The organism is Veillonella parvula (genome assembly GCF_018366295.1).
Taxonomy (GTDB): Bacteria; Bacillota; Negativicutes; order Veillonellales; family Veillonellaceae; genus Veillonella; species Veillonella parvula_P.
Genome location: NZ_JAGZIJ010000007.1, coordinates 50,729 through 69,255 on the forward strand (window position 1 = coordinate 50,729; position 18,527 = coordinate 69,255).

Genomic DNA, 18,527 nt, shown 5'->3' on the forward strand with positions numbered 1-18,527 from the left:
TTACATAGAATTTTAGTTATGTTCTTTTAACCACTGAATTGCATATTCAGCATATACCGCAGATGCGGCAGATAATACAGTATCATCCATATTAAATCTATTATTATGATGATCGTATGTAGCTTCTACATCAGGGTTTTGAATACCAATAAAGGCAAAGCATCCCTGTTTATCTTGTAAATACCAGGCAAAATCTTCTCCAGGCATGACTTTACGCATCTTAGAAAGCTTGTCCTTACCTAATGTATCAATAACAACACGTTCTGCCAGTTCACTGGATTCAGGATCATTAATAGTAGGGGGCACTTTTTTTACATATTCTAATGTAGCAGTCGCTCCATAGGCCTCTGCAGTGTGTTCTACAATGCGGCGAATAGTATCGATAATATATTGTTCTTGGTTTGGATCAAAGAAACGAACTGTACCGCCTAGGGAAGCTTCCCCAGGGATGACATTCCATTCTGAGCCAGAATGAATATTGCCAATCGTAACAACGACGGAATCAAGGGCACTCACATTGCGAGAAACTACTGTTTGTAAGTTCATAACGATGGCACTAGCCACCACAATTGCATCAATCGCTTGATGAGGCTGTGCACCATGACCTTGTTTGCCTTTTACATTAATAGTAATCTGGCTACTGGCAGCCATACGAGGACCCTCTTCGACAGATATGAGTCCCGCTGGCAAATCGATCCACACATGTCCTCCAAAAATAGCATCTACCTTATCATACCAATCGCCAAATTTAATGAAATCCGGAGCCCCTGCTCCAGTTTCTTCCGCAGGTTGGAATGCTAAATACACATCGCCTTCAATACGGTCTTTCATAGACATTAGCATCTTAGCCGCACCTAATAAAATAGCCATATGTCCATCATGTCCGCAAGCGTGCATTTTGCCTTCTACTTCTGATTTATAGTCCACTGCATTATGTTCATGAACAGGCAGTGCATCGATGTCGGCGCGCAACGCGATAGCCTTTCCCGGCTTAGAACCATGGATAATGCCGATTAAACCGATACCACGTTCTGTATCTACATGAACCTCTACGCCCATTGATTCTAGTTCTTTAGCGAGTGTCTTTGTCGTTTCAAACTCTTCATTGCTGAGCTCAGGATGTTTATGAAAATATCTACGCCAATTTTGAACGTAGCCTTTATATTGCTCTATTAAATCGCGACTATGCATCGTATCGCCTCCTCTAATATCAATATATCAATTGCATCTCAATATGCATCGCTAATATATAACGATTAAACAGTCTCCGAATTTATAAATACACAACCTACATGCGCCAAGAAAAACCCCTTATTTAGGGGAATAACATGGTAAAAGTAAAAGAAAACGACAGGCAGCGCGCCATGTCGTTTTCTCAGTTTCTTATCGGTTGCGCAATACTGCTTGTACCGCTAAGGATACAACAGCTGTTGCAACTGTCACAGCAGCGGTGATTTTCGCCGTTGTGATAATTTCTTCTTTTGTAGGTTTTGCTTTAGCTGCAATGTCCAACGTTTTTGCTACCGCTGGAACCAATACTTCATTACGTAAGGATTCTGTATTCATATTTACTCCTCCAATATAGACTGTTTCTTTTAGGGTAACACGAATACGGAGTAAAGTCTATATAATCATCGGTTTATTTCCATAGTTCAATGTTACATAACTATAGTAAACAATATTTATGAAAGTTAAACAAAATCTTACTGTGCCGCTAATTCTTCAATCACGTCAGCTAAAATAGCAATAGCTTTTTCTAATTGTTCTTGCGGAATATTAAGAGCTGGTAAAAGACGCACTTTATTTTTAGCAGATAAGCATACTACGCCTTTTTCAAGACATTTAACTATAACGGCTTTAGCATCAACCGTAGTTTCAATGCCAAGCATGAGGCCCATACCGCTAACACCAAGAACGCCAGTTTTACCAGTTAAGTTATCCTTTACATATTCCCCTTTTGCTTTTACAGAGTCAAGGAGTTCAGGAGTTAACCGGCTAATAATGGTATTACCTGCAGCCGCGCAGATTGGATTACCTCCAAAAGTAGTAGCATGAGCACCAGCATTTAATACATATTGCATCTTTTCATTAAATAAGGTGGCACCCATGGGTAGCCCTCCAGCCAAACCTTTTGCAGTAGATACCACATCTGGTTCGATACCAAATTGTTGGTATGCATATAAGCTGCCAGTCCGACCATTACCAGTTTGTACCTCATCGATGAGTACCAGTTGATCGTGTTCATGAGCATATTTTGTTACGCTTTGGACAAACTCCTTATCTAATGGCATAACACCACCTTCACCTTGAATAGGTTCCATCATGATGGCACAAATAGCTGGATTAGCAAGGGCTTTCAAAGCCGCATCAATATCATTGGCTGGGGTATGAATAAAGCCTTCCGTAAATGGGAAGAAATGTTGATGGAATACATCTTGTCCTGTCGCAGACAAGGTGGTAATAGTACGACCGTGGAAACTATTGACTAAGGTAACAATTATATGACGCCCTTCGCCATATTTGTCATGGCTATATTTACGCGCTGCCTTAATCGCACATTCGTTAGACTCCGCACCAGAGTTAGAAAAAAATACCTTTTTCATCCCCGTTTTCGCACAGAGCTGTTTCGCTAGCTCAATTTGTGGCAAGGAATAGTATAAATTAGAAATATGATTCAATGCATGAGACTGCTTAGTAACAGCCTCAGTCCACTCATCATCATCAACGCCAAAAGCGGTTACGCCAATACCAGAACCAAGGTCGATGTACTCTTTACCATCTACGTCCCACAAGAGAGAACCTTTTCCTTTTTCAAAGCATACGTTGAACCGACCATACGTATTGGCTATATATTCTTTATCTTGTTGTTCAAAATCGATTGCATTACTCATTATATCCTCCAAATGTACGGTCATGCCGTCGTCTATCTATGTAAAAGATACCCAATAGATGATTACCAGTATTATGTTTACTATATTAAGCAACAAACATGGTGCCAAGGCCTTCATCGGTTAATAACTCGATAAGAATGGCATGTGGAATTTCACCATTGATGATAAATACCTTTTGTGCCCCAGCTTCTATGGCCTCTAAGCAGCAATCTACCTTTGGAATCATACCGCCTGCAATGACACCATCCACTTTTAACTGAGCGGCCTCGGCCATCGTAATTTTAGAAATTAAAGAATCTGGATCATGCACATCTCGCAATACACCATCAATATTGGTCATAGCCACCATAGTTTCCGCCTTGAGGGCACCTGCAATTTTCGCGGCTACCGTATCCGCATTAATATTGTAGGTCTTGCCATCGGCTCCCATGCCGATAGAAGAAATAACCGGAATATAGCCACGGCTAATTACGTCATGGATAATACTCGTATCAATGGTATCAATATAACCTACATACCCAAGTTCTTCGTTTTGTTTATGAACTTGAATCATGTTGCCATCTACGCCACAAAGTCCAACAGCTTTGCCACCAAGATCTGTTAAATCCGCCACGAGCCCTTTATTCACCTTGCCGGCTAGCACCATTTGTACAACATCCATCGTTGCTTCATCGGTAACGCGTAATCCATTAGCAAAATGTGATTCAATCTGCATCGCCTCTAAGGTGCTATTAATAGCTGGACCACCACCATGAACGAGGACTACTTTTACCCCCACTAATTGAAGTAATAGTAAATCCTTCATGACAGATTTCTTTAACTCTTTATCCACCATGGCATTACCACCGTATTTAACGACAACGTACTGATCTGTGTATTGTTTTATATATGGAACGGCCGCCGTTAAGATATGCGCCCGCATTGCATTTGTTACATTCTTCATAGATTCCTCTCTAACCTAATACTAAACCAGTATCCTCTGGTAACCCCAATGCAATATTCATACATTGAACGGCGGCACCCGATGCACCTTTACCTAAATTATCGAAAATGGCGTGAACCATGATGCGTTCATCGTTACCAGTGACATAGATTTTCATACTGTCCGTATTGCTCAATTGATTAGCGTTTAACATACCGCTATTGCTATTTTCAGTAAATGGTGCAACCGTAACGATTGTACTATCTTTGTAAAAGTATTCTAACGTTTGTTGTACCTTATCAATACAAACAGGTTTATGACATAAACGACTATGAATACCTACAGTAACCTCCATTCCAGAGTAGTAATCATCAACAATTGGCATAAAAATTGGAGCTTCACTAAGGCCGCATACATGTTGTACTTCGGATAAATGTTTATGTTCTTGACCAAGCCCATATTGACGTGGAGCACAAAGGAAATAGTCCTTAGGACTACTTTCATATTGGCCAATCATCTTCTTACCACCACCGCTATAGCCTGTTAAGGATGTAATAGTGAAAGGATAATCCGCTGGCACGAGCCCTGCTTTTACAAGAGGCGCTATACAAGCTATCATACCACTCGCATGACAGCCAGGATTTGCAATATGTTTTTTAGTAGCAATAGCTGTCTTATAATTAATACCAAGTTCTGGAAAACCATAAGCCCAATCAGAATCAGTTCTAAAAGCGGTAGATGTATCAATTACCTTGCACGGCAAGTCACCGATAACCGCCATAATATCTTTAGATGCCGCATCAGGTAAGCAAAGAAATACGATGTCTGCCTTTTTTGCAACCACTTTAATGGCCTCTACATTTTTGCGATCCTCATCAGCAGTCGCTAAGAGTTCTATATCTTTTCGATCGGATAATCGTTCATGAATTCTAAGACCCGTTGTGCCTTCATGACCGACAATAAATACTCTATGGGGTGTCATAATAAACCTCAATTCTCACCTATTGGTGACTCACACCTATTTATATAGCCCTTTATCCAATATAAATAGAAAACAAACTATACCATACATCACCATTTAGGAAGATGAATTTATTTCAATGGATAATCTTCAAAGGTAGCAACCATAACTGCTTTAATCGTGTGAAGACGATTTTCTGCTTCTTGGAACGCCAATGAGTTTGGCCCTTCGAATACCTCTTCGGTTACCTCAATGCCATTCATGCCAAACCGTTCATAAATATCTTTACCTACTTGTGTTTCTGTGTTGTGGAACGCAGGTAAACAGTGACAAAACTTAGTATTGGGATTGCCTGTCAATGCCATCATTTCTGCATTTACTTGGAATGGTTTAAATGTATTGATATGTTCCTCCCACATATCGTAAGTATCGCCCATCGTTACCCACACACCAGTGTAAATGACATCTAAGCCTTTAACACCTTCAGCTACATCATCTGTACAAGTAATAGTAGCACCTGTTTCTTTAGCCACTTTTAAGCACTCTTCGTAGAATGGACCAGCTGGCCAGTATTGTTTAGGACCAATAAGTCTGAAATCCATCCCCATTTTAACGGCACCACTCATCAAGGCATTGCACATATTAGATTGACCATGACCTACATAGGCAAAAGAAATTTCATTCAACGGTTTGTCGATATTTTCTTGAAGTGTTAAGAAATTGGCTAATGTTTGTGTAGGATGATCCATATCGGTAAGCCCATTCCAAACCGGCACACCAGAGTATTCCTCCAATATATCTACGTCCTTTTGGTCAAAGCCTCTAAACTCGATGGCATCATACATGGAACCGAGAACACGAGCCGTGTCCTTTAAGGATTCTTTCTTATTCATTTGAGAACCTGTAGGACCAAGATATGTTGTAAAAGCACCTTGGTCAGCTGCCCCTACCTCAAAAGCACAGCGGGTCCGTGTTGAGTCTTTTTCAAAAATTAGAACAAAGTTTTTACCTTCTAATGTTTTAATTTCCTTACCAGCTTTTTTATCTGCTTTTAATTTAGCTGCTAAATCTAAAAAGTATTTAATTTCCTCTGGTGTATATTGAAGCATTGTTTTAAATGATGTATGTTGTAAACTTTTCATGATAACCTCTTATTTCAAACTATGTGTTTAACTACTTTTCTTGTAAATATTCGGCGGCAATAGCTGCCATCATTGTTATACCAGGTTCGAGGATGCTTTCATCGATGGTGAAAGCTGCATTATGCAAAGCCGGATTGCCTTCAAAGCCAGTGCCTAACCAAAGGAAAGCGCCTTTAATTTTACTTAGATAGGCGGAGAAGTCCTCTGCCGCCATTGATGGGAATTCAGGATGTACCACTGCATCTTTACCAAGATATTTCTCTACAATGGATGTGGCATAATCAATGGCCTCTGGATTATTGATAGTTGCACCATGTCCCCTTTTATAATCCAAAGTACTTTCCGTTTTAAACAACACATCGAGGGCCTGTAAACTTTCACCTAATCGTCGCTCAATATAATCACGTTTCTCTGGTTCATAGGTACGACAAGTACCTTCAAGATACACATCGCCACAGCCCACATTGTATCGGTCACCACCATTAATCACTCCAATTGTGCATACAAGATTTTCCATCGGGTTAGTTTCACGAGCGACCATGGACTCCACATTTACAATCCAGTTCGCTGCGGCCACAATAGCATCAACCCCATTGTGAGGCTCCGCACCATGGGTTGATTTGCCCTTAATATGTACAAGGAAGTGGTCTGATGCAGCCATCAAATTACCTTTTTTTAGACCTACAGTGCCAACGGGTAATTGTGGCCATACATGAAGTCCATATATTTCATCTACGTCATCAAGGATACCGCTATCTACAATACCTTGTGCTCCTGGGAATAACGCTTCCTCTTCGGAAGGCTGGAATACAAGCTTTACAGTGCCGTGCAATTGATCTTTAATAGACTGTAAAATCGCTGCTGCACCAAGCAAGATTGCCATGTGGCTATCATGACCACAAGCATGCATAACACCATCGTTTTGTGATGCAAATGGCAAGCCTGTAGTTTCATGAATTGGCAACGCATCTATATCGGCACGCAACGCAATAACTGATCCAGGTTGAACCCCTTCGATTTTACCGATAACAGCATAATCAGAAACATCGTTTACAAAAGGGATTCCTAGTTCACCAAGCACCTTTTGAATAAATAAAGATGTATTTTTTTCTTCACCCGACAATTCTGGATGACTATGAATATGTCGACGCCATTCCACAACCTGTTCTTTATATTGGGAGGCATAAGTTTTTATTAAGTCTTGTAATGCATTCATTACTCTATCTCCTTTATACACTATATGCATATTTTATACATATTTAGCGTATTTTTATAACCTATGTACGTATTATAATACTACATTTTATAATAAGCAAGTTTTTATACGTATTTTTCGTATTTTTATTTGTTATATTGTAAATCAATTTTACTCATAGATTCTTGCAACCTTTCATTAAACAAAAAAAGACACCTTCCAAAAAAGGCGTCTTTTTCTTATTTTTCAATGACTGATTCGTCAAGCTGAGTACCATCAGGTAAAAATGATTTTACAATCAGCTTATTCGGTGTCACTGTCATAGACATATAATTATTCGTTTCAGGCTGAGGCGCTACATATACATCTAAGGGATGTTGCTTCCACTTAGGACGTCGTGCATCACCAGCTATCCCTGTAAGGATATATAACGGACCAGATGGGTCTCGATTAAAGTTTCGTACATGACCACGGTTGCGGTATGTATGTAAATGAGCAGATAATATTAAGTCCACGTTAAACTCATCGAAGATAGGCATAAATAGTACGCCCTCATCATCGAAACCTACATCTCGACTTGCGCCTGGTCTGTCAAAAGCATATTGGAATGGATCACGATGCATGAGGACTACAGTCCACTTTTTAGTATTAGCTGCTAAATCTTGACGTAGCCACTGAACCTCTACATCGTACAAATCAGGATGATGAGTATCATGATTATCCTCATGATTACTTTCATACAACATCGTATCTAATACAACGTAATGCACATCGCCAAAATCATAGGAATAATAACGGCGATTAAATATTTCATTCCCATTAGGCGGTACTGCGAAGTAATTCAAATACGCATAAGGCTCGCGCATTTTCCAATCTAATGTATACATCTCATGATTGCCTAAGGTCGTTGCTAACGGCACATTAGCACTCAATGGTCTGATGGAATTCAACCAAGTGCGCCATTGATAGTCTTGTTCCCCATTATCTACAAGGTCCCCCATGCTAATATACAGGGCTGTCCTTGGATTGCGATGTGCGGAATCCTTAACAATCTGCTCCCACGCAGAATAATCACCAGATTGAGAATCTGGATAGATAAGAACATCATACACACTGGAGCCAGCAGTTTCCAACGAATACCAATCACTGCGACGATTATTGCCATAACCAACGCGATATTCGTATTTAGTATTAGGCGTCAAACCAGTTACTGTACCCTCATGGATATAGGTGGTACTGCCATCATCGGTAAAAGCTTTGTCTGTAGCTCTTATCGTTTGAGTCGTATCGGATCCAACAAGACGATACTCTATGACCGCATCAGCTTCGCTACTATCTGATTGCCACATAATAGTACGACTCGTGCTGTTGTCTTGAGCTACAATTTGCCGAATATAACGACTTTCAGAATCGAGGAGTGGCTTAATTTCTTGTCCACTTACAACAGCGGCAGTTCTAGCTATACGACTCTGTATGGCATCCTTATAGACATAGCCACCTATGACTAAGACAACCAAAGCTGCAATAGCTATAATTATTTTTAACAGTTTACTTTTATTCATATAGTTCCTTTATGTAAATATCTATTAAGTACTAATATGAACACATTATAAAACTTAAACTTAACTTTAAGTCAAATAAGATTTTTCTATACTTATTCAACATCTACGTTTCTATATCTAGCAGAAATAAATCCCAACATATTTAATTGCGGTATATTCCATTCATTAGGTAAATAGATATCACAGGTAAGCTCATCCCCTAAAGAGTTATTGGCTATAAATTGATAGCGACCTAGTTCCTCATTGCTACCTACTCTTTCAATTTGATTTAAAGTAGTGTCACCCCAAAACCGACTAAATTCCTCCCATATAGTTTCCGCATCAACTTGAGATAACTCAACCTGTAATCTATATTTTACGCCAACCTTACAGCGTTTTTTTAAGCCCGTTTCGTCAGCACTACAAACCTTAGTGGAACCTTTATCAAAAGCCCATTCTAGACTATCTAATGATTGAACTTGAGTGGAAATGAGATTTTTAAAATTTGAAAGATCCGTAAGAAAATGTTTACATGCTACCTCAAATGTATCTAATCTATCTATATTGCTCAATTCACAATACCTCTATTAAAGAATTTACCTATTATTTTTCGTAATATTGTTTCATTTGTGTATAGCCATTAACAATGACTTCGATTTCACCCGTTCTAGGATGAAAGATAAGACCATGAATTGGCACGTCTTTAGGAATTAAAGGGTTCATACGCAATTCGTCCACTGTTTCTTCCACATTCTCTGCAGGATGTGTAAAGCCATCAGCCCAGCGTTCCATTTCTTTACGGACCATATGAATCGCTTCTGGTGCAATACCACGAGCCAACATTTTTTCTGTTAGATCTTTTGCTGTAGTTTTTGCCATACCACATTCGTGATGACCAATGATAAAGATTTCGTTAACGCCTAGCTCATAAATACAAACAAGTAAACTACGTACAACGCCATCAAAGGGACCTGTAATACAGTTACCTGCAGTCTTTACGATTTTCGCTTCACCGCGCCCAATATCCATGGAATCTTCTAAGAAGTTAACAAGACGTGTATCCATACATGTAACAATGGCCATCTCGCGACTTGGCATTTTACTACACTTTGTATCTGTATCTACATAACCTGTATTTTGATCTTCTACATATTCTCTATTGTGGGCTAAAATATCATCTAATAAACTCATGATACCTCCTATAGTTAAAGGTCTCGGCATACAACCAAGCTCTCTATATCAATAATGGTCGATATACATATTATATCATATTAAGTTGTACACGCTTTAAGCCACAAAAAATAGGCCTATTCAAATACATATATTATATATTTGAATAGACCTAAAACACTTTTAAAGTACACTTAAAATACACACCTTATCTATCAGGTGTGGATAAGGCTTCAATGGCAACGCTACCACCGCGCACGACTTCAATACGGTTCACGAACATATCTTTAAATAAGGCAATCATATCATTATTTTTAGATACAGTTTTTACACATTGAACAAGTACAGATTTACGATTATAATCCACAACTAACAAATCAAAGGTTTGGGCAATGCGGAAAATTTCTTGTTTGTCCGCTTCTTTACAGCTATTGACCTTGATAAATAGTAATTCTTTTTTCGTAATTCGCATGTCAGTAAAGTCGATAACTTTAATAATCTCCACACTGCGATTTAGTTGCTTAATAATTTGTTCGTACGTCAAATCATCACAAGTAAGATCAATAGTCATGCGAGACATGGTAGGGTCTTCAGTTTCCCCTACCGTCAATGTATCAAGATTATAATTTTTGCCTGCAAAGAGGCCTGAAATCTTAGCTAGTACACCGATTTGGTTTTCTACATACGCTGAAATACAGCGTTTTTTCATTTGTACTTCCATAGCCCCTCCTATTTTTTATCCTTCAACAACATATCACTTAAAGACTTACCTGCTGGTACCATTGGCAACACATTGAGCTCCGTTGGAATGATGAACTCGAGTAGGGTTGGACCATTTTTGAAAGTATCTGCCAATTGGAACCCTTTTTCGATGTCCTCTACCTTAGTAATACGCATTGCCTTTGCGCCATAAGCTTCCGCCAATTTCACAAAATCCGGTACATACTCAAACTCATCATTGTCGATTATGTCTCGCGTAACAATGGCACTTTCATCCATCATCAAGTTCGTACAAGCGTAACGTTTATCGTAAAATAATTGCTGCCATTGGCGTACATTTCCGAGGAAGCCATTATTTAAAATAATTAACGTCACAGGCAAACGGTAGTGCATAGCAGTGGCAAACTCTTGGATATTCATTTGCACGCCACCATCACCACAGATGGCAAAAACACGCTTATCTGGATTTCCCATTTGCGCACCTAATGCAGCAGGAAAACCATAGCCCATAGTCCCTAAGCCACCAGACGTCAACATTTGATATTGACCTTTCACATCAAGGAACTGGGTAGTCCACAATTGATTTTGACCCACATCGGTTGTAACAATAGGATGTTCATAGTGATGATTGATGTACTCGATAACAGTTTGAGGTGTTAACCCCTCTTCGTCAGCTTGAGTGACAGGACGCTCTGCCTTAAGTTGCTGTAATTGTTTTGGCCATTCGCCAAGGTCGTGAGGTTCAATATATTCTAAGATTTTTTCGATAGCCAATTTAGCATCTGCTACGATTGGAATATCAACCTTAATATTTTTAGAAATAGATGCCGCATCTACATCAATATGGATAATCTTACAATTTTGTGCAAAGGTACTTAGTTTACCGGTAATACGATCATTAAAGCGCGTACCAATAGAAATCATCACGTCACAGTCAGTTATAGCCACATTAGGGGCATAGCCACCGTGAATCCCTACATTACCAAGATACAATGGATGACGGCTATCAATAGCACCTTTTCCCATCAAGGTTGTTACAACAGGAATCCCTGTTTTTTCAACCAACTCCATCATAAGGTCATTGGCCCCACTAATACTTACCCCACCGCCTAATAGGAATAGAGGCCTTTTAGCTTTACTAATAATAGAACAGGCCTTTTTAACTTGACCTACGTGAACAGTGGTATTTGGTTTGTAACCGCGAATATTAATCTCTGTTGGATATTCATCTGACCCCATAGCCTTCTGAATATTCTTAGGAATATCTACTACAACAGGGCCTGGACGACCTGTGCGAGCAATGTAAAAGGCCTCTTTCAAAATACGACCTAAATCTTTACGGTCACGAACAGTAACGGCATATTTACAAATATTGCGGACGATGCCAACAGTATCTACCTCTTGAAAAGCATCATTGCCCATGAGGCCTAAATCAACTTGTCCAGTAATACAAACGAGGGGCACACTATCTGCATACGCTGTGGCAATACCAGTCACAAGATTTGTAGCACCAGGACCAGAGGTTACCATACACACCCCTACTTTACCAGTACTACGAGCATAGCCATCTGCAGCATGGGCCAATGCTTGCTCATGACGTGGCAAGATAACCTTTACCTTATCTTGCTTATATAATTCATCCATGATATCAATAGTAGCCGCCCCAGGATAGTTAAATAAAAACTCTACCTGCTCCTCTTGAAGGGCTTTTACCAAATACTGTGCGCCTGAAATCATAGGTATCTCCTTATTTATATAATGCATGCATATCGAATTCTCAATATTCACATCAGATATATCTAAAAAATTGAATATCTTATATAGATATGTTATACTCAGTAGTGTACCATATGTTGTGGTACATGAATATGTATAAAATCTCAAATTATAGAAATATATGTAGATTCTATTTTGAAAGGACTGACTATCATGAAAGAAATCTTAGGTTTCCATTTAAACGGTTGCCCTTATTGCGCCAATGCATTCCGTGCTATCGATGAACTCGTTGCAGAAAATCCTGCATACGCAGATATTCACATCAACTGGGTTGAAGATCAAGATGCTCATGAGCTCTTCAAAACTCACCCATATGAATACTATCCAAACTTGTGGTTCGACCTCGACAAACAATACGAGGCGCAACCTGGTGAAAGCTATGACCAAACAAAATCTTTAATCAAAGCTGTATTGGACAAAGCACTCGCGTAAAACGCTATATTTACAAATAATAATGCACCCCTAACATATAATCTAATGTTAGGGGTGCATTTTAGTATACTGTAAGATTATGGCTTTTTTTGTACCATAAACTTACTGACTGCTTTATACACAATTAAAATCAATGCAATTTCTAAAGGGAAACAAATGATATTTTTAATAAGACGTCCAATAAATATAGCAGATACTGCTTTGTTATAAAATATTGTGAGCCATATTGTATTTAATATCAGATGTATACATACAGTAACAATCGTCTCCGGTAAAAGTAATTGTTTAAATGTAACATTACGTCCGTGTAAAAAATACCCATACACATAGCCTACAAGAAATTCAGATATGATAAAGCCGGGAAAGAATACCCCTTGTCCAAATAAAGACATACCTATAAAACAGGCAATAGCAGCCATTATACCTGCTGCCATAGGCCCATAAAGAATACCAAATATAGCGGTTGATAAAAATCCAAAGGTAATATGTATAAATGTAGTATGAATAGCAAATATATAAGATAGTAAAACCGTCAATGCTACAAACATTCCTGTCTTTACAATCATATCAGTTTTCATAAGAAGTACGACTCCTTTTTCTATCCTTCCACTCTAAATACATATGGCGAATAACTTGAATTGGTGATATAAATAACATTCTAGGTCCACCATAGCGCATGATTTCACGTATTTTTTCACGATACGTAGGCGCATAGCAATGCGTTTTACATACGCTGCAGAAGGTCTTGCTTTCCATATGAGGACATACATCTATACGATGTTCAGCATATTGCCAAACTTTTTGACACTCCTCACAGAGTTGTCCTTTAGGAGTGTGGTGCTTATTATGACAATAGATGCCAATAATCTGGTACATAGTTTTTAGTTCTAACTTACGTTTCTCATCAACTGTCATGTTTCTCTCCTATTTCACAGACCATGAAACCCAAGCCACCTTATCAACAGTCTTATTATGGATTTCTCCATCAATAGCTAGTGGCTCAATGAGATTTCTAATCTCTTCTTTCATGTCTTCCATGTCTCCCCATCCATTATTATGAAGTCGCATGGTAAAATAATTAACTGCCTTTTCAAGAGACATAACCTCTGTTTCAGGAACCGTTTTATAAATTACTTTTACATTATGCCCCATCTCATGAATTGCATCTAAACATTCTTTCATCTTGCCATCCCATGGGAAAGAATCACGTCCAAAGAAATGTTCAGATAACATATCTACCATTTCGTCGCTCCGTTCACTGAAAGCAATCCACAAGCATTTATCATTACTTGCATCATGCATGGCGCGAATATTTTCTACATCAAACATAATCGGGCAGAAGATACTGTATGCCAAGTCAAAGCTTTTATCCCAACCTAGTTCTCGACGAGTTTCATCAGACCAAGGTCCGATATATAAGCTAAGATCTAAACCTTCTGACTCTGCTAATTGTTTAGCACCACGAATCATACCATCAGATAAATCGATACCAGTCGCCTTATAGCCTTCCCGAGCTATCCCAAGTGCGTAGTCACAAACACCACAGCCTACATCAAGTGTACGACCATTCGATGAAGGTAATAAATTTTCATCCTTTAAGAAGGCTAAAAAATCAGTGACCTGTGCCTTGCGATCCTCGCGATTGTGCATTTCTACAAAGTACTCGGAACGATGGTTCCATGCGTCTTGCTCATCGCGCCAAGTTTCGTTGACCGTGAGCTCCTGTATTTTATTTGTCATATTATCCCCTCTAAATAGCTACATCCTCAAACGGATGAGTTATAGATACATATATAAGTAATTTTCACTTAGTTAAATTCACTATGTAATTTAACGCTCCCCTATATGTCCTAGTGTTCCGGCTAGGATGTTCAGATTTTCATATAGCTATCCTTATTGTACATCATTCTCAAAACAAAATGTGTTACCCAAATCACATTTATTATGTTATTTCGATATTATTAAATATAAAACTCTATATCGAAATCTTATCAGCAACTCAACTCATGTAGTTATATATCTCTATGTAGTTCATACATGTATCGCCATTTATTTCTTTCCCATTAATGCATACAAATAACACTTTAAAGTTGACTATATACATTATTTCATATATTACTTATATTTATTATAATAAAGAAAAGGAGGACTTAAAAGTATGGGAAAATATATGATAATCCTAATGTTTGTATTAGTCGCTATCGCAGTGACATTTGCTACGTATAACCTATCTATAATTAGATCCATGCCTCCGGAAGAACGTTATAAACTTCTTTATTTTACAGATGATCAAGTCTCAATAGGCATTGGATTAATGAAAAGAACCTATAAATTAAAAGATATTCGAGAAGTACGCTTCTCTAAGGGCAAAAAATTCCGCAGTATGGGAAGCTGGGCAGGCAGAATAAAGATTTGCAAACTAAATGGTAAGACAAGTCGTTGGATAGAATTTGATGGTACGGTCTATTACAAAAAGATGGTATATATAACAAATGAAGAAATCATTGATAAATCAATAAATATACTCATGAATGAATTTAGATCTAGAGGAATTCAGTGTAATAAATATAGATAGTAAAGTTAGAACAATAAAGTACGCTAAATTATGATATACAAATATATAATTCTCTGTCCTATAGACTAATTATAGACATACAAAAAGGCTTCTCGAAATCGAGAAGCCTTTTATTTGGTGCGCCTAGCAGGATTCGAACCTACGCACCCGGTTCCGGAGACCGGAGCTCTATCCCCTGAGCTATAGGCGCATGAATACCTAAAAATTATACCATATTACGCTATGGTTCGATAGTATAAAGTATATGAGGCAGATAGGCTTATAGAAAAGCCCTCGATGTAGATTAAAATTTCAGCTACCATTGAGGACCCATCAGTCTATATATTTCGCTCAAAGTTTCTCTTTAAGCACTGCTAATAGAGCATCACAGCTACGACTGACATCATCATAGGTTTCGTCAAAGTTTCCCGTATACCAAGGATCCTTTACATCACGGCTTTCACCAACGAAAGACATTGCCTTGTAAACCTTAGCATCTACGTCATCCCCAATAATATGCTTTAAATTACGCGCATTATTTTCATCCATAATGATGAGATAATCAAAGTTATGATAATCCTCCATTGTCACTTGGCGTGCCTTGCGACGAGTATAGGGAATACCCATTTCATCTAATTTCTCCTTAGTCCCATAATGAGTATCGTTTCCTATTTCTTCACGAGATGTGGCAGAGGATTCGATATAAATAGAATCGCTTAAGCCTGCATTATTAACAATATGTTTCATATAAAACTCGGCCATTGTAGAACGACAAATATTACCATGACAGATGAATAAAATATTAACCATTATAACTCCTAATGAATAAAATCTTAATCATAAAAAACTCCTTATATACTAATGGTCCTTACAGCATACGCTATAAGGACCATTAATGCAATATTCAATTAAAAATTATGTCGTATCCCAGCATCAATGCGCCATGTATTTTCTACAGTAGCACCAAAGTTTTTAGTGAATGTACCATATAGATATGTACTAGGACGGACACTCCAAGACCCACCAATTTCAGCATCAAGCCATGTATCCTTCAAATCTACTGTTGTTTGTACTGTTGGATTACCCGGCGCGGAATATGTTGTATTTGCCTTACCAGAGAATTCATGCGCTAATGCTAATTTAGCGAAGATATTGGATTTTTCTGTTTCTTTCCCAATGCCAATACCAAGTCTGCCTACAGCAGAGTTCACAGCATCAGCTTTCACATGCATAGAACCACCACCGACAACAGAAGCATCATAGGATACACCATTCAAACGGCCTACAATAAATATTCTACACTAGGATCGATGTAGAAGCCATTTTCCTTCTTAATACGTTTACCATATTCAGCGCTTAAGGATGTGCCATATGTATGGTAATCACCGTTCACACGTTGTCCACCTACGGAGTAGAGCTTATAATCATTGGATAATCTATTACCACGTGCAATAATATCTAAATAACGACCATCATCATGTTGTTTTGTGCCATATACGGCGATGCCGCCAAGTTTGCCATCACCACTACCGTTGGCATATGAATTACTAGATGTACTGTAATCAATAGCGCCACCGAAAATCCACCCATTAGAAGCCTTATGATCGTAGCCGACTTGTACACCATTATACGTCATATGTGCATCAGCACCGTCTGTGATTTTAGATTTACCGCCTATATATTTTGCCCATACACCTTGGTTTGTATTAGCTAAACGAAGATCTCCTAAACGGCGTTGTAAATCATTGGTATTACTCTTCCATGCCATAGCGGTCGATGTAAGAGCAGATTTTGTGCTACTTACCAATGATGATTCACTAGCACGATTAATCTTTGTTGTATCATTTACAACAAGGCGCCCCTGTGAATCAAAATGATTTGCACCAAGCTCTGCAACAGCACCTGAACGAGTAATACCTTCATTAATTTGAACTGTTGTACTCAGTTTTTTATCATTGCCCGTATATTGTAATTTATTGGCTAAGGCTTGTATTTCTTTACGGTAGCTATCATCATTAGTCAAGTTAGCTCCATCGCCTTGCAACGTAATATGGCTATTATCTGCAGCATGTTCAACAACGATATTCCCCTTTCCATTTTCACTAGCTGGAACACCGGCCTTATAAACAGCATTCACATAGCCGCTATAATTTTGAATTGTAATAGGTCGTGCATCAATAGGATGAAGTATACCGGCTGCCGATGGACTTGATCCACCTACGAGATTGCGAACCTTACTGCCCTTGTATAGATATGCTGCATTATCCCCAGATGGACGTTCTCTTTTAGGGGTAGGACGCTCCATACCAATCCATTCATTATTCCAAGTTCCTCCATTTTGTAAGTAAATGTCAGCACCAGAATTATGAGGATTCTTATTGCTTTCAGCATATTCATTTAGTACGGCACCCGTAAGTTTAGAATTAGGTGTTGTAAAAGCTAATGCTATATTCGTTGGCGTTTCGTTATGATTTGGATCACGTCCATAATCCTTATTAATTAACCCTACATTACCAACAGCGACCAATTCCTTAGAACCCGGATGTTTTCCGTCAGAACCAGTATTAACGTATACATCACCCTCTTCTGCCACCACAGAGTAAGTATCAGAAGTTTCTAAAGGATGCGTGATGATACGTCCACCACCATCAACAATAATATGACCACGTTGATTAGCTTGTAAACCGACACCGATAGCATCGATATCTACATTGCCTTTGACATGAATATTAGTATCTCCATAATCTCTATCAGGATTGTCCTTGCTGAGTCTTGGCACTTTACCGCCGTAACCAGCATACACAGCGCTCATATAGTAATGACCGAGTTCCCTTTTTGACGCTGGTGCATCATTCTTAAGACGTACAATCAAATCTTTATCCACCGTCAATTGTGATCCAAATCCATTATAAATACCTGATACATTTTTAGTTTTACCTGTATCTGTTAAGCTTTTACCATGCACATTAACCGTCAAGGTATCCTCTATATGCTTGACTTCCGGTTGTGTTTGTACCGGTGACCCCATTGTTAAGCCAAGCAATTCCTCCGCTTTATCACTTGTGGCATTAATTTCTGTAGCAAATGCAGAGCAGGTCATTCCAGTTAATACCAACGCAGCCATCACAGCCGATACATTTCGTTGTAATTTCATAAAAATCTCTCTTTCTTACCTCGCTTAATACGAGGCTCTCACAGAACGCATTTATACGTACACCCTAAA

The 18,527-nt window shown here is 38.6% G+C and carries 18 protein-coding genes, 1 tRNA gene and 1 pseudogene; 2 read left to right on the top strand and 18 right to left on the bottom strand.

Annotation, left to right across the window (positions count from 1 at the left end):
* Positions 1-12 precede the first annotated feature (12 nt).
* The 12 genes from KHY58_RS07190 to ilvB form a co-directional block, all read right to left on the bottom strand.
* The gene (locus KHY58_RS07190; RefSeq protein WP_278472715.1) at positions 13-1,191 is read right to left on the bottom strand and encodes a M20 metallopeptidase family protein; all 1,179 of its coding nucleotides are present in this window, start codon (positions 1,189-1,191) and stop codon (positions 13-15) included.
* Between the two features lie 192 nt (positions 1,192-1,383).
* Positions 1,384-1,566, bottom strand: a complete 183-nt coding sequence (locus tag KHY58_RS07195) for a hypothetical protein (RefSeq protein ID WP_004696604.1) — start codon at positions 1,564-1,566, stop codon at positions 1,384-1,386.
* 137 nt (positions 1,567-1,703) lie between these two features.
* Positions 1,704-2,891 (bottom strand): aspartate aminotransferase family protein, encoded by a 1,188-nt coding sequence (locus KHY58_RS07200; protein WP_278472716.1) that lies wholly within the window; start codon positions 2,889-2,891, stop codon positions 1,704-1,706.
* Positions 2,892-2,976: 85 nt separating this feature from the next.
* Positions 2,977-3,834 (bottom strand): acetylglutamate kinase, encoded by an 858-nt coding sequence (gene argB / locus KHY58_RS07205; protein WP_278472719.1) that lies wholly within the window; start codon positions 3,832-3,834, stop codon positions 2,977-2,979.
* A 10-nt stretch (positions 3,835-3,844) separates the two neighbouring features.
* On the bottom strand, positions 3,845-4,795 hold the full coding sequence (gene argC / locus KHY58_RS07210) for an N-acetyl-gamma-glutamyl-phosphate reductase (RefSeq protein WP_278472721.1): 951 nt from the start codon (positions 4,793-4,795) through the stop codon (positions 3,845-3,847).
* A gap of 110 nt (positions 4,796-4,905) precedes the next feature.
* On the bottom strand, positions 4,906-5,916 hold the full coding sequence (argF, locus tag KHY58_RS07215) for an ornithine carbamoyltransferase (RefSeq protein ID WP_278472722.1): 1,011 nt from the start codon (positions 5,914-5,916) through the stop codon (positions 4,906-4,908).
* 31 nt (positions 5,917-5,947) lie between these two features.
* A complete protein-coding gene (locus tag KHY58_RS07220) occupies positions 5,948-7,132 on the bottom strand; it encodes a M20 metallopeptidase family protein (protein ID WP_278472724.1) in 1,185 nt (394 codons plus the stop codon).
* A gap of 218 nt (positions 7,133-7,350) precedes the next feature.
* A complete protein-coding gene (locus tag KHY58_RS07225; protein ID WP_278472726.1) occupies positions 7,351-8,673 on the bottom strand; it encodes a fibronectin type III domain-containing protein in 1,323 nt (440 codons plus the stop codon).
* Positions 8,674-8,765: 92 nt separating this feature from the next.
* Positions 8,766-9,224 carry a hypothetical protein gene (locus tag KHY58_RS07230; protein ID WP_021148404.1) on the bottom strand — a complete coding sequence of 153 codons (459 nt, stop codon included), beginning with the start codon at positions 9,222-9,224 and terminating at the stop codon, positions 8,766-8,768.
* 31 nt (positions 9,225-9,255) lie between these two features.
* Entirely contained in the window at positions 9,256-9,843 is a 588-nt protein-coding gene (locus tag KHY58_RS07235) for a beta-class carbonic anhydrase (RefSeq protein WP_021148405.1), read from the bottom strand.
* 187 nt (positions 9,844-10,030) lie between these two features.
* Positions 10,031-10,543 carry an acetolactate synthase small subunit gene (ilvN, locus tag KHY58_RS07240; protein WP_042986452.1) on the bottom strand — a complete coding sequence of 171 codons (513 nt, stop codon included), beginning with the start codon at positions 10,541-10,543 and terminating at the stop codon, positions 10,031-10,033.
* An 8-nt stretch (positions 10,544-10,551) separates the two neighbouring features.
* On the bottom strand, positions 10,552-12,279 hold the full coding sequence (gene ilvB, locus KHY58_RS07245; protein WP_118091689.1) for a biosynthetic-type acetolactate synthase large subunit: 1,728 nt from the start codon (positions 12,277-12,279) through the stop codon (positions 10,552-10,554).
* 192 nt (positions 12,280-12,471) lie between these two features.
* Here ilvB and KHY58_RS07250 point away from each other — a divergent pair, with 192 nt between their 5' ends.
* Positions 12,472-12,750, top strand: coding sequence for a hypothetical protein (locus KHY58_RS07250; protein WP_008601532.1), 279 nt, complete (start codon positions 12,472-12,474; stop codon positions 12,748-12,750).
* A 77-nt stretch (positions 12,751-12,827) separates the two neighbouring features.
* On the opposite strand, the gene KHY58_RS07255 is transcribed toward KHY58_RS07250, so the two are convergent.
* Genes KHY58_RS07255 through KHY58_RS07265 form a run of 3 tightly spaced genes read right to left on the bottom strand, consistent with a single transcriptional unit; the run spans position 12,828 to position 14,490 of the window.
* Positions 12,828-13,328 (bottom strand): folate family ECF transporter S component, encoded by a 501-nt coding sequence (locus tag KHY58_RS07255; RefSeq protein ID WP_004696629.1) that lies wholly within the window; start codon positions 13,326-13,328, stop codon positions 12,828-12,830.
* The gene (locus tag KHY58_RS07260; protein WP_004696632.1) at positions 13,318-13,665 is read right to left on the bottom strand and encodes a nitrous oxide-stimulated promoter family protein; all 348 of its coding nucleotides are present in this window, start codon (positions 13,663-13,665) and stop codon (positions 13,318-13,320) included. The genes KHY58_RS07255 and KHY58_RS07260 overlap by 11 nt, the downstream gene beginning before the upstream one ends.
* A gap of 9 nt (positions 13,666-13,674) precedes the next feature.
* Positions 13,675-14,490 (bottom strand): class I SAM-dependent methyltransferase, encoded by an 816-nt coding sequence (locus tag KHY58_RS07265; protein ID WP_278472730.1) that lies wholly within the window; start codon positions 14,488-14,490, stop codon positions 13,675-13,677.
* Positions 14,491-14,908: 418 nt separating this feature from the next.
* Between KHY58_RS07265 and KHY58_RS07270 the strand changes: the two genes are divergently transcribed.
* Positions 14,909-15,325 carry a hypothetical protein gene (locus KHY58_RS07270; protein WP_101928814.1) on the top strand — a complete coding sequence of 139 codons (417 nt, stop codon included), beginning with the start codon at positions 14,909-14,911 and terminating at the stop codon, positions 15,323-15,325.
* A gap of 115 nt (positions 15,326-15,440) precedes the next feature.
* Here KHY58_RS07270 and KHY58_RS07275 read toward each other — a convergent pair.
* The 3 genes and pseudogenes from KHY58_RS07275 to KHY58_RS07285 form a co-directional block, all read right to left on the bottom strand.
* A tRNA-Arg gene (locus KHY58_RS07275) sits at positions 15,441-15,515 on the bottom strand.
* Positions 15,516-15,655: 140 nt separating this feature from the next.
* Positions 15,656-16,114, bottom strand: a complete 459-nt coding sequence (locus KHY58_RS07280) for a low molecular weight protein-tyrosine-phosphatase (RefSeq protein WP_278472733.1) — start codon at positions 16,112-16,114, stop codon at positions 15,656-15,658.
* Positions 16,115-16,212: 98 nt separating this feature from the next.
* Positions 16,213-18,458: pseudogene (locus KHY58_RS07285) on the bottom strand (autotransporter outer membrane beta-barrel domain-containing protein).
* Positions 18,459-18,527: the final 69 nt, after the last annotated feature.

Bases quoted from the DNA above. Each gene is read 5' to 3' on its own strand.
- KHY58_RS07190 (WP_278472715.1), bottom strand. From the start codon at position 1,191: ATGCATAGTCGCGATTTAATAGAGCAATATAAAGGCTACGTTCAAAAT.
- KHY58_RS07195 (WP_004696604.1), bottom strand. From the start codon at position 1,566: ATGAATACAGAATCCTTACGTAATGAAGTATTGGTTCCAGCGGTAGCA.
- KHY58_RS07200 (WP_278472716.1), bottom strand. From the start codon at position 2,891: ATGAGTAATGCAATCGATTTTGAACAACAAGATAAAGAATATATAGCC.
- argB (WP_278472719.1), bottom strand. From the start codon at position 3,834: ATGAAGAATGTAACAAATGCAATGCGGGCGCATATCTTAACGGCGGCC.
- argC (WP_278472721.1), bottom strand. From the start codon at position 4,795: ATGACACCCCATAGAGTATTTATTGTCGGTCATGAAGGCACAACGGGT.
- argF (WP_278472722.1), bottom strand. From the start codon at position 5,916: ATGAAAAGTTTACAACATACATCATTTAAAACAATGCTTCAATATACA.
- KHY58_RS07220 (WP_278472724.1), bottom strand. From the start codon at position 7,132: ATGAATGCATTACAAGACTTAATAAAAACTTATGCCTCCCAATATAAA.
- KHY58_RS07225 (WP_278472726.1), bottom strand. From the start codon at position 8,673: ATGAATAAAAGTAAACTGTTAAAAATAATTATAGCTATTGCAGCTTTG.
- KHY58_RS07235 (WP_021148405.1), bottom strand. From the start codon at position 9,843: ATGAGTTTATTAGATGATATTTTAGCCCACAATAGAGAATATGTAGAA.
- ilvN (WP_042986452.1), bottom strand. From the start codon at position 10,543: ATGGAAGTACAAATGAAAAAACGCTGTATTTCAGCGTATGTAGAAAAC.
- ilvB (WP_118091689.1), bottom strand. From the start codon at position 12,279: ATGATTTCAGGCGCACAGTATTTGGTAAAAGCCCTTCAAGAGGAGCAG.
- KHY58_RS07250 (WP_008601532.1), top strand. From the start codon at position 12,472: ATGAAAGAAATCTTAGGTTTCCATTTAAACGGTTGCCCTTATTGCGCC.
- KHY58_RS07255 (WP_004696629.1), bottom strand. From the start codon at position 13,328: ATGAAAACTGATATGATTGTAAAGACAGGAATGTTTGTAGCATTGACG.
- KHY58_RS07260 (WP_004696632.1), bottom strand. From the start codon at position 13,665: ATGACAGTTGATGAGAAACGTAAGTTAGAACTAAAAACTATGTACCAG.
- KHY58_RS07265 (WP_278472730.1), bottom strand. From the start codon at position 14,490: ATGACAAATAAAATACAGGAGCTCACGGTCAACGAAACTTGGCGCGAT.
- KHY58_RS07270 (WP_101928814.1), top strand. From the start codon at position 14,909: ATGGGAAAATATATGATAATCCTAATGTTTGTATTAGTCGCTATCGCA.
- KHY58_RS07280 (WP_278472733.1), bottom strand. From the start codon at position 16,114: ATGGTTAATATTTTATTCATCTGTCATGGTAATATTTGTCGTTCTACA.